The organism is Legionella rubrilucens, assembly GCF_001468125.1.
GTDB lineage: Bacteria > Pseudomonadota > Gammaproteobacteria > Legionellales > Legionellaceae > Legionella_C > Legionella_C rubrilucens.
Window position 1 is genome coordinate 434,267 of record NZ_LNYT01000022.1, and the last position, 13,381, is coordinate 447,647.

Consider the following 13,381-nt stretch of genomic DNA (forward strand, 5'->3'; position numbering starts at 1 on the left):
TGTTCGTCACCAGAGGCAAGTAAAATTTACTTTCTTTTTACGGTCAGTCGGGCTGCAGCTCGGGACTGCCATTCACCACCTGGTTGATTTTATTTTCAAGGGAGCTGATGAATTGCGTGACCTGATGGCGTTGCTGTTCCTGTAAACGCTGGTAGTTAATCAATTCATGCGTGATGTGCAACGCGGCCAGTAACAGATTGTTAAAGTCATCCAGTTGCTTGAATTTTCGTTTATTGGCAAGCAATTGATCCTGCAGCTTTTGGGCGGCTAATTGCAGGTTGTCAGTTTCATGCTCAGGGCATTTGATGTCATAGGTTTTACTTAATAACCTAATTGAACACGTTTTGGATGTACTCATGTCAGCGAGCCTTTCTGGTTACAGCAATGAGTAAATGGTAACAATTTTGGCTTGTTGGGGCAAATCAGTTATTATTAGCCATTTGTTTTAACGAGTTTACCATGCCGGTTGAAAACCATCTGACGACGCTGCCTGATTACCAGGCTTTTACTGAAACCATCGCGGTGTTGGCTTTGCCGATTTCCAGCAGCGAATTGCACGGCATGATGTGCGGTTACCTGTGCGCCGGCGCCTCGCAGCAGGGCGAGTCTTACCTGCGGGCGTTAGCAGTGAACAGCAGGAAGGATGAGGCTACCCGTGTGGCGGCCATGGCCATGTTCAGCGTCTATGCTTTAAGTGAACAGCAGATCAACACGCTGGATTTTGAATTTCAACTGCTGCTGCCAGACGATCATGAACCCCTGCTGACTCGCGCCCAGGCATTCAGTGAATGGTGTGAGGGATTTACTCAGGGCATGACCCTGGCGGGTGTGGGTTTTGAACAATTTACCGAGGAAGATTCTCAGGATACCCTGCAACACATCACGGAGTTTGCCGAGCTCGATTATCAATCCCTGGATGTGGATGAAGAGGACGAAAAAGCCTTGATGGAAGTCAGTGAGTACACGCGTATGGCCGTGCTCAGGTTGTACAGTGATTTACAGGAAGGTCACGATAAGGATAATCCTGATGCGGCTCATTAGGATTTGAGCGTTAGTAGTTAACAAGGAATAGATGATGATTACCCAGCAAGAATACCGTACGAGACGACAACAACTGGCGCAATCCCTGCCTTTTGGCGCCGTGGCCATTGTTCCGGCGGCTGATGAAGTCCTGCGTAATGGCGATGCCCATTACCGTTTTCGCCAGGCCAGCGATTTCTACTACCTCACCGGTTTTAATGAGCCAGAGGCGGTGCTGGTGATTATAGCCGGTCAGGAAGGCGACAGTTATCTGTTTAACCGGCCGCGAAATCCTGCCCAGGAGCAATGGACGGGCAAACGCCTGGGTCAGGAAGACGCCTGCAGCCACCTGGGTATGAAAGAAGCGTTTGCCATGGAGTCTTTAGGTACCCATTTGCCGCAATTGCTGGCTGATAAAACCGCCATCTATTATGCTCTGGGTAAACATCCGGCCTACGAAGAAAAAATCATCCATGTGCTGAATGAGTTGAAAGGCCAGATTCGGCGAGGTGTTAAAGCGCCTGCCGCACTCTGTGATCTTGATCCGCTGTTGAGCGAGATGCGCCTGTTTAAAAGCGAGGTCGAACTCAATTTGATGCGGCGGGCGGCGGGCATCTCCGTCAATGCCCATGTGCGCGCCATGCAGGCTTGCCGCGAAGCAGAATACGAATACCAGCTGGAAGCCGAATTAATGCATGAGTTCATTAGTCAGGGATGCCGTGGGCCGGCTTATGATCCCATTGTCGGCAGCGGTGCCAATGCCTGTGTTCTCCATTACACGGATAATAATCAACGCCTGCGTGATGGCGATCTGGTGTTGATTGATGCTGGAGGAGAGTATGAAAATTATGCCGCTGACATCACCCGTACTTTTCCGGTGAATGGCCAGTTCAGTGAAGAGCAACGTGCCATTTATCAACTGGTATTAGAGGCTCAGCGTGCAGGCATTGCCTGCATTAAACCGGGCTTGCCCTGGAATGCGGTCCAGAAAACCATGGTCAGAATTTTAACCCAGGGTCTTTGTGACCTGGGGCTATTGCGGGGGGATGTCGATTCGCTGGTGACGACCGAAGCATATAAACCGTTTTACATGCACAATTCCGGGCATTGGCTGGGTCTTGATGTGCATGACAGCGGCAGTTACAAACTGGACAATGACTGGCGCCCCCTGCAGGCGGGTATGGTCCTGACGGTCGAACCGGGTCTTTATATCCGCGCTGGAATGCCGGGTGTGGATGAACGCTGGTGGAACATTGGTGTTCGTATAGAAGATGATATTCTGGTGACGGCAGACGGCTATGAAAACCTGACTGCCGCCCTGCCAGTAGAAATTGATGAAATAGAGGCGTTGATGCGTGGTTGATGAACAGGTTGATATTTTAATCGTCGGCGGTGGCTTAATCGGCGCCGCCTTGATGCTGGCTTTAGCGAACAGTTCCTATCGCGTTCTGATGGTTGAAGCGCTGCCTTACAGTACCTTGCTGAAGGACGATTTTGATGCACGAACCCTGGCCCTTTCACCTGCGAGCGTCACCATTCTTAACATGCTCAACCTCTGGCAAGCGATTGCTCCTGACGCCACATCGATTACCACCATTCATGTCTCTGAGCAGGGCCGTTTTGCTACTACGCGATTGCAGGGCAGAGAAGACAATCCCTTAGGTTATGTTGTCCCTTTGCAGGCCATACAGCGTGCCGTGCATCCCTTATTGACACCGCAGCAGGTGTTAGCGCCGGCAAAATTGATTTCCTGGGATAATGATCAGCGTCTGGCAATCATTGACGAAGGGAAGGGATTGCGCCGGATCAAGACGCAATTGCTTATCGCTGCAGACGGCGGGCAATCCACCGTGAGGCAATTATTGAATTTGCCGGCGCATGGTAAGGATTATCATCAGCACGCGGTCATTGCCAATATTGGATTAAATCGCGACCATCACCACGTGGCCTATGAGCGTTTTACCCGCAATGGCCCCCTGGCGCTTTTACCAATGACAAACCGTCGCTCGGCGCTGGTGTGGTGTCTTCCTCCTGCCGAAGCCAAAGCGGTCAGCGCGTTGCCTGAGCCGCAGTTTTTACGACGGTTGCAACAGGTATTCGGGTATAAACTGGGACGCTTTATCAAAGTGGGCGAGCGTGCGGTTTATCCCTTAAAACAGGTCGTCATGCCTAAAACGGTCCAGTGGCCGGTTATTTTTGCCGGTAATGCCGCCCGAACGCTGCATCCTGTAGCCGGACAGGGGTTTAATCTGGGTCTTCGCGACATGGCCGCTTTAGCCCAGGTCATTATTGAGCAAGGCATCAATCCGACCATGGTGGAACAATACCAGGCCATGCGCCGCCATGATCAGCAGGCGATCATTCACTTTACCGATGGCCTGGTGACGCTTTTCAGCAGTCGTATTCCTGGCCTTGGAGCCGGACGCAATCTGGGCATGATGGTGATGGACAATGCCCCCCTGTTAAAGTTCATTCTGTCGCATTATGCCCGCGGTTATGCCGGTGTAGTGTCTGATCTGGCCTGCGGTATCACTCTTACTTAAGGAACAGCGCATGCAAGTGATTTATGATGGAATCGTAGTTGGCGGCGGCGTCGTTGGCCTGACAGCGGCTCTGGCCATGGCCGAACGCGGTTTGGATATGGCGGTTATCGATGCGGGTTCATTGACGGCGGGCAGCCCTGCGCCGGATGTTCGTGTCTATGCCATTAATCAGGCTTCGGAGTCCTTGCTGCGCGAACTGAAGGTCTGGGAATTAATGGTCCCGTCTCGCCTTTCGCCTTACCAGCATATGCATGTGTGGGATGCGGCCAATGGCGCCAGCATCGATTTTGACGCCAGAATGATTGCAGCGAACAAACTCGGGACGATCATTGAGGAGTCGGTCATTAAACAGGCGCTGCTGCTACGCCTTCAGGAACAGGGTAAAGTCGTGCTGTTGCCTCATCAGGAAATCGTCAACGTCAATACCGATGGGCCGCAGGTGACTGTCGCGAGTTCAAGCATGGAATGGCAAAGCCAGTTATTGCTCATTGCCGATGGTGCCAATTCCGCTACACGGCAAAAATTGCGGGTAGGACTAACCAGTTGGCCTTACCATCAGCATGCGGTGATTGCCACGGTAGAAACCGAAAAGCCACATGAACAGACGGCGTATCAGGTGTTCAACAGGGATGGTCCTTTAGCGTTTTTGCCTCTGGCGGACAGCCGGCATTGCTCCATTGTCTGGTCTACGAGTCCTGCGCGAGCGCAGCAATTGCTTGATCTCAATCCAGACGGGTTCAATCAGCAATTGGCCAAGGCATTTGCCCATAAACTGGGAACCGTTACTTTGCGCAGTGAGCGGTATCAATTTCCACTCGTCATGCGTCATGCCCGACAGTACACCGGTAAAAACTGGCTACTGTTAGGCGATGCCGCCCATACTATCCATCCTTTAGCGGGACTGGGGTTGAATATTGGCCTTGCGGATGTCAGTGCCTGGCTGGATTGCTTAGCCAGCGGACGCTCGCTGACCTCGCCGCGCCTGCTTACCGCCTATCAGCGCCACCGTCGGCATGCGGTTTGGCAGAGTATTGCCTTGATGGATGCATTAAAAGGCCTGTTTGCCAATCCTTTGCCGCCTGTGCGGTGGGTCCGCGGCCTGGGACTTTCGTGCTGCGATCGCCTACTGCTGGTAAAAAGGTTGTTTATTGCTCATGCGGCGGGTAAACGTCTGGTCGGTTGACGCTTAAGAGCGCATCTGCCTCTTTAGTATTGAGGCAAAATGTGGTTTAATTTTAAACATGATTGCTATCAAGGTTTCATTTCTGTGTCACTTAGGATAAGTTGGCGTCAAATACGACCAGCCTGCGCGTTGCTCTTGCTGTTGATGACCCGGTTAACATGGGTCGCTGCGGCGCCCGGAGTCAACGGAACATCGCTTGATCGCTGGGTGGATAAACCCGGCGAGGAAGCCATTCGTCTTGATGAAGCGGAGCAGCGTCTGGCCCTGGCTATCGCCAACCCCGAATACATGCTCCATCATTGGGTGGAGCTGCCTTCCGCACCGGATGCCAAAACCAGAAAAACCCGGCATTTGACTCTGCGTGAAGCCATTCTTTTAGCCCTGCGCTACAATCCGAACATTAAAAATGCCGAACTCGATCGCATTATCCAGCGTTATCAATTGCGTCTGGCCCATAATGAATTTGAGTTGCAATATGCCCTGGCGGGTTCGGCAACCGTCCAGCGCAACCGCTTCGAGGACATTGGTAAAAGCACCAACAAGAGTTTTTTATTAACCCCCGAAGTGGACCTGAAAACCAAATTAGGGACGCAGTTGTCCGTAAACCTCGAGAACAATGCCACCGCTTTTAACAACAACAGTCCAGTCCTTAATTTTTCAGTGACCCAACCTTTGCTGAGGGGATTTGGCAAAGGCGTGAACGAAGCCGCCTTACGGGATGCCATCGACAGCGAATGGTTAAATAAAATCAATTTGCAGCAGGCGGTCAGCGATCAGATCACGCAGGTCATCAGCGCCTACCGCGCGTTGATATTAAGCGGCAATAACCTTGAGAATCAGCGCCGTCAACTGGATGAGGCCCAAAAAACGTATGAGATCAATGAAAAGAAGATCAAGGCTGGCCAGTTGGAACCCACCGCCAACATTCAGCAATCCTATCAAATCGAATCGTTAAGTCTCCTGGTGGAACAGGCGGAAAATGATTTTAAGATTGCCGCACAGGATTTGCTGCAGACCATTGGTCTGGATCCGCAAATGCGCCTGGCTGTTCCCAGTGATGTGGTTGTGGATAAAGTAACCATTCCTGATTTAAAACAATCCATCGAGATTGCCTTAAATCATAATGCCCAGTTTCTCGCTCAGAAGATGCTGCTGCGGGCCGATAAGCGGGCTTATGACGTCGCCAAAAACCAGCAGTTATGGCAGCTTGATGTGGGTGCCAATGTGCAGAGCGGCATGGTGACGGATGTTGACGGCAACAATGGTTTTAAAGGAATTTACAATGGCCGCAATACCACCGAATCGGCCAATATTACCCTCACTGTCCCTATTCAGGATGTGAATCGCCGCAGTCAATTGATTAACGCCAAGGTCAAGCTTGAAAAAGACCGGCTTAATCTCATCGCCATGCGGCGGGCGCTTATTACGACCATTACCAATACGATTAATAACATTCAAAGCCAGGCGAAACGCTATGTGCTGGCTGAAAAACAGGTCAAACTGGCAGCGCAATCCTATGCGCTGGAGAAAAAAAAGCAGCAGGCGGGCATTGCCAGTGCTCTTGATGTGAGCAACACGCAAAACCAGCTTATTCAGGCGCAGGCAGGTCTTATCAATGCCAAAATGGCCTACCTTAATCAACTGTCTGATCTGCAGCGTGTCCTTGGCACCACGCTGGAGCATTGGCAAATTAAACTCAGGTACGGGGAATGAAGATTAGTCTAAAATTACTGGGGCTTTTACTGGCCGCGTTATTGCTTTCAGCCTGCGGCAAAAAGGAGATAAAACAGGAGCATGCCCAGCGTTACGTGGTCAAGCCTGAAGTTCTGCACAAGTCGCTCTACTTCACCGGGAATATTCAGCCGCTGAATGAAAGCACCTTAAGCAGTCCCATGGATGCTGTCGTTGAGACCATGCACTATCACTATGGTCAACTGGTGGGTAAGGATGAAGTCGTTGTCGTCTTAAATTCCAGTGAATTGCAAAAACAGTACAATGAAACCTTGACGGATTACCTTAAAGCCAAAGACAGTTTCAGCATTGCCAAGGCCAAATTCACCGGCACGCAGGATCTCTGGGACGCAGGCCTGCTCTCCAAAAACAATTATCTGAGTGAAAAATCAAGCCTGGATACCGCACGGGTGACTTTAATGCAGGCGACGCGCAAATTGACCGAAATGCTTGAAAAAATGGATGATCAAAAAGGACAGAACCTGTCGACATTAAGTATCTCGCAGTTTGATAAAGTGCGCCAGGCCTTGACTACCCAGCATAACCGCATTCATCTCAAGGCGCCTGCGACAGGGGTTCTGCTTTATCCGCCAAAATCCTCGGATGAAAAAAGCAGCCGTATTGCCGTGGGCGCGAATGTCAAAGCCGGGCAAGTCATTGCTTTGGTGGGCGATTTAAGCGGTATCAGTGTGGAAATTGATGTACCCGAAATTGACATTGATAAAATTCATACCGGCATGGAGGCAACCATTACCGGTGTCGCTTTGGGTAAACAGGTTTTACATGGTCAACTGGTGGCCGTTAATGCCCAGGCGTCGTTGACAAGCGGCGGCGGCCTGCCTTCCTTCAATGCCATCGTGGAAGTGAAAAATTTAACCCCTGAGCAACGCCGCTGGATCAAGGTGGGCATGAGCGCCAACATCCAGTTGAGTGTCGACAGCGACACCAGCCTGATGGTTCCGATTGCTGCCGTGAAACAGGAAAAAGGCGCCAGTGTCGTGATGGTCCGCACACCGAAGGGGCAACTTGAAAAACGCGTGATCACCACCGGTGCGGCTGAAGCAGACAAGGTGATTGTCAATGAAGGGTTGAAAGAGGGCGACGTCGTTGAATATGGCTAATCAACCGTTAATTGACATCCGGCAGTTGGTCAAAACCTATCACATTGGCGACGTTGTCAGTCAGGTGCTCAAGCGCGTTTCCCTGAGAGTGGAACACGGCGATTTGTTGGCCATCGTCGGTGCTTCCGGTTCAGGAAAATCAACGTTGATGAATATCATCGGTTTACTGGATAAAGCGGATGAAGGCGAGTATTGGCTTAATCAGCGCAACATTGCCGGTCTTGATGAGGACGAGTTGGCAGCGCTGCGTAATCTGAAAATCGGTTTTGTTTTTCAGCAGTTTAATTTATTGCCGCGATTTACCGCGCGCCAGAATGTCGCCCTGCCGCTGATTTATCGTCACGTGCCCGCGCAGGAGATTGAAGAGCGGGTGATGGTTGCCCTGGCGAAGGTGTCCATGCAGGATTTTGCCCTGCATCGTCCGACGCAGTTATCCGGGGGGCAGCAACAACGGGTGGCGATTGCCCGTGCCCTGGTGGGTGAGCCGCAGGTCATTCTCGCGGATGAGCCGACCGGCGCCCTTGATTCGCGGACCGGGACTGATGTCATGAATTTATTTTTAAACCTTCACCGCGAAGGGCGCACCATCATTATGGTGACTCATGATGAGCAGGTGGCCGCACAATGTGCCCGGCGTATTACCCTTGCCGATGGGCAAATTGTTTCTGAGAGCTGCCAATGAGCTTTCTTAATCACGGTCAACAGGCTTTAATTAATCTCGGTGCGGCCAAATTGCGTGCTTTTCTGGCTGTGCTGGGTATTTTGGTGGGCACGGCTGCTGTGGTTGCCTTAATCAGTTGCGGCCAGCTGGCCACGGAAAAAGCCTTAGCCCAGTTTAAAGCCCTGGGCACTGATCTGTTAGCCATCGCCGTTTATCAGAAAGAGCAAAGCAAATCCCATAGCGAGACCAGCGAAGTGCCTTTGCCGGTTTGGCGGCAACTGCCAGATCGTATTCCTGCCATCCTGCAAATTGCCCCGTATGCTACGGCGTATCAACCGATGAGCTTTGCCGGCCAGACCCTGCAGGGGGCCATCATCGGCGCGGATGAGTCCCTGAAAAAAATCATTCATATTGAACTGACGCAGGGGCATTTTGTTTCTTTTGTCGAATCGTTTGAGCATTATTGCGTGATTGGCGATGGCATCGCCAGGCAAATGAAGCAAGTCACGCAGGATGATCCCATTGGCAAACAACTGCAAATTGGACGGGCGCTGTACACCATCATCGGCGTCGCCAAGCCCTGGCAGGAAAATGGCTTTTTTAATGAAGACATCAATCAGGCTGTGATTGTGCCGATAGCGGGCATGCCTTTAATCAGCAAAGACAGCAAAGTCAATAATGCTGTGTTATTGCTTAAACCCGAAAGTGCCATTGATGAGATCATTGATGACATCAAACAGGTCATTACCGCGCAATCGCCAAAATTGCAGGTGTTTCCGCGCAGTGCGAAACAAATCATTGCCAGCATGGAAAGCCAGGGGCAGATTTTTACGCTCCTGCTTGCTGTCATCGGCAGCATCTCTCTGCTGGTGGGCGGCATCGGCGTCATGAATGTCATGCTGGTTTCTGTCAGCGAACGCAAAAAGGAGATCGGGATACGCAAGGCGGTGGGGGCTAAGAACCGTGAAATTCAGGCGCTGTTTCTGATGGAATCAGTGATGCTGTCTCTGCTGGGTGGTATTCTCGGCGTCATTTTAGGCCTGCTGTTCACCCGCATCATGGCCTATTTCAGCGATTGGCCCTTTATCTTTTACTGGATGCCTCCTTTCGCCGGGTTTCTTGTTTCGGTGGCGACAGGCGTCTTTTTTGGTTTTTATCCCGCTAAACGGGCGGCGAAGCTTGAACCGATTGTGTCCTTGCGCAGTGATTAGGTGTCAGCTCCCCGCAGTTTTGCAGATTTACGCCGGTTTTTTCCTGGATAACCTGCAGGATGCGCGAGAGATCGCCATCGCATGAGAGGGTCTTTCCTTCCAGTTTCTGTTTAAGGATGGCCAGCAACAGGGGGATTGAACGGGTGCTTGCGCCTGTTTTTTCGATGTCCTTCAGGGCTTCCCGGACTTCATTGCCATGGTGGGTACCCCAGCGCCCTGCCCAAAACCGGTTAAAACCATAGCCGCCTCCCAGGCTTGATGGGCTGAAGCGGAAGCTGGCGGAATAGTCGCACAGGAGTTTGATGGCGGCCATGCAGGCAAACCAGGTCGCGGGCACTTTACCGGCGATGCGTGGTTTGGCATTTAATTTATGATTCCAGGATGAATAGGTTTCAAACTCCTTTCGCCAGTACTCCACGGGTTTACCCGCCATGATGATCCCCATCAGGGTAACCTGTTCTGTCAAACTCTTTTTTCAGAAAATAAAGGGTTGAATCATGCAGGTACCCTGAACGCTGATATTCCACGTCATAACCGAGCTTCTGATAAAAACCGAGTGCCTCCCAATCCATGGTATTGACCGTTGAAAACAGACAGCCATTCGCTTTGCCTAATTCTTCTGCACAGCGCATGAGCTTTGTTCCCCATTGTGCTCCCCTTAAGTGGTGATCAATCCACAAAAGATCGATATACAAACAGCCATAATACATCGAGCCATGACATCCGCCTTGAATGGTATTGGTTTTATCGCGCAGGAAGAATGCAAAGGTACGGATGGTTGGTTGGTTTTTTTTCAATTTCGCGTAAGCGATGAGGCCATCTCCCAAAATCTGGGTGTCCTGCGGCGATGGATTTTCTTCATAGTCAATATGAATCGTTTCGGTCATGATAAACCCTGCCATATCAATAATAAGGCTAAATTTTTGCATAGGCTTCACTTTTTGCAAAGTGAATAACGTCACTACTTGTTGAAGCATCGCAATGGTGACAGAATATAGGGGTTTCCCATTACCATGCCTGGTTTGGACTTGAAAATGAAACCTCTGACACGTGATATCTCTCTTACCTTGCTGGTTAAATTGATACTGCTTTTTCTGTTGTGGTGGGTTTGTTTCAGTCACGTTAAAAAGCCTGTCATGGATGCAAGGCAATGGTTACTGGGATCGTCTGTTCTTGATGAGAAACCATCGATGAAATAGCCTGTACCCTAACCATCAGTCGAGGTAATTATGATTCCTGGTAGTGATGTCGTTGATCTTTCCCGCCTGCAGTTTGCCTTAACGGCCCTGTACCATTTCCTGTTTGTCCCTTTAACCCTCGGCCTTTCGCTGTTGCTTGCCATTATGGAAACCGTCTACGTGATGACCGGGCGCGACATCTGGCGGCAGATGGTCAAATACTGGGGTATTTTGTTCGGCATCAATTTTGTGCTGGGTGTGGCGACTGGTTTGACCATGGAATTTCAATTTGGCACCAACTGGTCTTATTATTCTCACTATGTCGGCGACGTTTTCGGTGCGCCGCTGGCCATTGAAGGCTTAATGGCTTTCTTTCTGGAAGCCACCTTTGTGGGGCTCTTCTTCTTTGGCTGGGACAAGCTCAGCCAATTCCAGCACATGGTCTGCACCTGGCTTCTGGCTTTAGGCACTAACCTGTCGGCGTTGTGGATCCTGATTGCCAATGGCTGGATGCAAAACCCCGTGGGGGCTGTCTTTAATTTTCAAACCATGCGTATGGAAGTCAGTGATTTCAGCGAGGTCATCTTCAACCCGGTGGCCCAGGCGAAATTTGTCCACACCATCAGCGCCGGTTACGTAACCGGGGCGATTTTCGTCCTGTCAATCAGCGCCTATTTCCTTTTGCGCGGGCGCAATGTCGATTTTGCCAAACGATCGATGACGGTGGCGGTGTCGTTTGGCCTGGCGTCTGCGCTGTCGGTGGTGGTTTTAGGGGATGAAAGCGGTTATCTCACCAACAGTAACCAGAAAATGAAGCTGGCTGCCATTGAAGCCATGTGGCATAACGAAAAGGCACCCGCGGATTTGACGGTATTCGGCATACCCAATGAAGCCATGCAACGCACCGATTATGAAATAAAAATTCCGTATGTTCTCGGCATCATTGCCACCCGTTCATTCAGTGAGCAACTGGAAGGCATTGAAGAATTAATTGAGCAGGGGAAAGCAAAAATTCGTCAGGGCATGTTAGCGTATGACGCCTTGTCGCGTTTGCAGAAAAATCCTGCCGATGAAACTGCCAGGACCGATTTTGCCATGCACGGCGACGCATTGGGCTATGGCCTTTTATTGAAAAAATACACCGAGAATGTGGTGGATGCGACAGAGGAACAAATCAACCAGGCGGCCCATGATCTCAAGCCCCACGTCATGCCGCTGTTTTTCTCTTTCCGCATCATGGCAGCCTGCGGTATTTTCCTGATTCTCTTATTCGCCACGGGATTTTATTTGTCAGTCAAACGCCGCCTCCATACCACCCGCTGGTATTGGCATGTTGCGCTATGGTCTTTACCGTTACCCTGGATTGCCGCGGAGTTAGGTTGGGTTGTGGCGGAATATGGCCGTCAACCCTGGGCGGTGCAGGGTATTCTACCCACGATGATGGGGACTTCGTCGATCAGTGCAGCTCAGGTTTTAACGTCAATCGGCGGTTTTGTTCTCTTTTATACCATTCTTGCCGTTGTCGAAGTCTTTCTGATGCTTAAATACATCCGTCTTGGTCCCGATAACCTTCTACGAGGAGAACATTGATGCCTTTGGATTACGAAACGTTGCGTGTGATCTGGTGGATGCTGCTCGGTGTCTTGCTCATCGGGTTCGCGGTGATGGATGGTTTTGACCTGGGCGTTGCCATGTGGCTGCCCTGGTTGGCTAAAACCGACATGGAAAGACGGGTACTGATTAACAGCATTGCGCCAACCTGGGAAGGCAATCAGGTCTGGTTTATTCTTGGGGGCGGGGCGATTTTTGCTGCCTGGCCGGCGCTGTATGCCCTGTCGTTTTCTGGATTCTATATGGCCATGCTGCTGGTGTTGCTGGCGCTGATTTTACGTCCGGTCGGGTTTAAATACCGCTCGAAATTGAACAATCCGGTCTGGCGTAACACCTGGGACAAGGCCTTGTTTGTCGGGGGTGCCGTGCCAGCCTTAATTTTCGGCGTGGCTGTCGGCAATGTATTGCAGGGGGTTCCCTTTCACTACGATGAAAGCTTAAGACCCTTTTACACGGGAAGCTTTTTTGCGCTGTTAAACCCCTTCGCCCTGTTGTGCGGATTGCTGTCAGTCAGCATGCTGGCCATGCACGGCGCTTTCTTTTTAAATGTAAAGACGACAGGCCATTTACAAGAGCGCGCGCGCAAAGCGGCGAGAGTCAGTGCATTACTGACAGTCGTGCTTTTTGTTGCTGGCGGTATTGCCCTCTACAGCGGGGTTGATGGTTATGTGTTGACCAGCCCGGTTGTTCACGACGGTCCTTCCAACCCGTTTTATAAAACAGTGATCAAGGCCCCGGCAGCCTGGTTTACCAATTACAGCAATTACCCGGTGACGCTTGCTGTTCCGTTTTTAGGGATTGCAGGGGCAATCATGGCGTTTGTGCTGGCTTCCCGCCGCGTCGCCGCCTTTGCATTCAGCGCCCTGTCTTTAGTCGGGGTTATTGCGACTGTCGGTATTAGCATGTTTCCGTTTATTCTGCCGTCCATCACCAATCCGGCACAGAGTCTGACTGTCTGGGACAGTTCGTCAAGCCATTTAACCCTCTTCATCATGCTGGTGGCCACCGTTGTCTTTATGCCGATTATCCTGCTCTATACAGCCTGGGTTTATCGCGTCCTGCGCGGCAAGGTCACGGAAGAAACGGTAACCCAAAATCGTGAAACGGCTTATTAGGAGACTA

14 protein-coding genes are annotated in these 13,381 nt (G+C 51.0%); 11 read left to right on the forward strand and 3 right to left on the reverse strand.

The annotated features are described in order from the left end of the window. Nucleotides 1-43: 43 nt before the first annotated feature. The gene (locus tag Lrub_RS13745; RefSeq protein WP_058532667.1) at nucleotides 44-358 is read right to left on the reverse strand and encodes a cell division protein ZapA; all 315 of its coding nucleotides are present in this window, start codon (nucleotides 356-358) and stop codon (nucleotides 44-46) included. A 101-nt stretch (nucleotides 359-459) separates the two neighbouring features. On the opposite strand from Lrub_RS13745, the gene Lrub_RS13750 reads away from it, so the two are divergent. The 8 genes from Lrub_RS13750 to Lrub_RS13785 all read left to right on the forward strand — a co-directional run bounded on the left by Lrub_RS13750 (nucleotide 460) and on the right by Lrub_RS13785 (nucleotide 9,470). Continuing rightward, nucleotides 460-1,041 (forward strand): UPF0149 family protein, encoded by a 582-nt coding sequence (locus tag Lrub_RS13750; protein ID WP_058532668.1) that lies wholly within the window; start codon nucleotides 460-462, stop codon nucleotides 1,039-1,041. Nucleotides 1,042-1,075: 34 nt separating this feature from the next. After that, nucleotides 1,076-2,383, forward strand: coding sequence for a Xaa-Pro aminopeptidase (pepP, locus tag Lrub_RS13755; RefSeq protein ID WP_058532669.1), 1,308 nt, complete (start codon nucleotides 1,076-1,078; stop codon nucleotides 2,381-2,383). Then, a complete protein-coding gene (locus Lrub_RS13760) occupies nucleotides 2,376-3,563 on the forward strand; it encodes an FAD-dependent monooxygenase (protein ID WP_058532670.1) in 1,188 nt (395 codons plus the stop codon). Before pepP ends, Lrub_RS13760 begins: the two co-directional genes overlap by 8 nt. Before the next feature lie 10 nt (nucleotides 3,564-3,573). Next, the gene (locus Lrub_RS13765; protein WP_058532671.1) at nucleotides 3,574-4,746 is read left to right on the forward strand and encodes an FAD-dependent monooxygenase; all 1,173 of its coding nucleotides are present in this window, start codon (nucleotides 3,574-3,576) and stop codon (nucleotides 4,744-4,746) included. A gap of 144 nt (nucleotides 4,747-4,890) precedes the next feature. Further along, nucleotides 4,891-6,459 (forward strand): TolC family protein, encoded by a 1,569-nt coding sequence (locus Lrub_RS13770; RefSeq protein WP_133134101.1) that lies wholly within the window; start codon nucleotides 4,891-4,893, stop codon nucleotides 6,457-6,459. Beyond that, the gene (locus Lrub_RS13775) at nucleotides 6,456-7,598 is read left to right on the forward strand and encodes an efflux RND transporter periplasmic adaptor subunit (protein WP_058532672.1); all 1,143 of its coding nucleotides are present in this window, start codon (nucleotides 6,456-6,458) and stop codon (nucleotides 7,596-7,598) included. The genes Lrub_RS13770 and Lrub_RS13775 overlap by 4 nt, the downstream gene beginning before the upstream one ends. Further along, nucleotides 7,591-8,280 (forward strand): ABC transporter ATP-binding protein, encoded by a 690-nt coding sequence (locus Lrub_RS13780; RefSeq protein ID WP_082651522.1) that lies wholly within the window; start codon nucleotides 7,591-7,593, stop codon nucleotides 8,278-8,280. The genes Lrub_RS13775 and Lrub_RS13780 overlap by 8 nt, the downstream gene beginning before the upstream one ends. After that, a complete protein-coding gene (locus tag Lrub_RS13785) occupies nucleotides 8,277-9,470 on the forward strand; it encodes an ABC transporter permease (RefSeq protein WP_058532673.1) in 1,194 nt (397 codons plus the stop codon). Before Lrub_RS13780 ends, Lrub_RS13785 begins: the two co-directional genes overlap by 4 nt. Here the strand turns inward: Lrub_RS13785 and Lrub_RS13790 are convergent. Then, a complete protein-coding gene (locus Lrub_RS13790) occupies nucleotides 9,421-9,936 on the reverse strand; it encodes a hypothetical protein (protein WP_133134102.1) in 516 nt (171 codons plus the stop codon). The genes Lrub_RS13785 and Lrub_RS13790 overlap by 50 nt on opposite strands. After that, the gene (locus tag Lrub_RS13795; protein WP_065235781.1) at nucleotides 9,893-10,357 is read right to left on the reverse strand and encodes a GNAT family N-acetyltransferase; all 465 of its coding nucleotides are present in this window, start codon (nucleotides 10,355-10,357) and stop codon (nucleotides 9,893-9,895) included. Before Lrub_RS13795 ends, Lrub_RS13790 begins: the two co-directional genes overlap by 44 nt. Before the next feature lie 147 nt (nucleotides 10,358-10,504). Here Lrub_RS13795 and cydP point away from each other — a divergent pair, with 147 nt between their 5' ends. Genes cydP through cydB form a run of 3 tightly spaced genes read left to right on the forward strand, consistent with a single transcriptional unit; the run spans nucleotide 10,505 to nucleotide 13,374 of the window. After that, entirely contained in the window at nucleotides 10,505-10,669 is a 165-nt protein-coding gene (gene cydP, locus Lrub_RS14980) for a cytochrome oxidase putative small subunit CydP (RefSeq protein ID WP_164480557.1), read from the forward strand. A 30-nt stretch (nucleotides 10,670-10,699) separates the two neighbouring features. After that, complete coding sequence (locus tag Lrub_RS13805) at nucleotides 10,700-12,238, forward strand: cytochrome ubiquinol oxidase subunit I (RefSeq protein ID WP_058532676.1); 1,539 nt, start codon at nucleotides 10,700-10,702, stop codon at nucleotides 12,236-12,238. Next, nucleotides 12,238-13,374, forward strand: coding sequence for a cytochrome d ubiquinol oxidase subunit II (cydB, locus tag Lrub_RS13810; RefSeq protein ID WP_058532677.1), 1,137 nt, complete (start codon nucleotides 12,238-12,240; stop codon nucleotides 13,372-13,374). The genes Lrub_RS13805 and cydB overlap by 1 nt, the downstream gene beginning before the upstream one ends. Nucleotides 13,375-13,381: the final 7 nt, after the last annotated feature.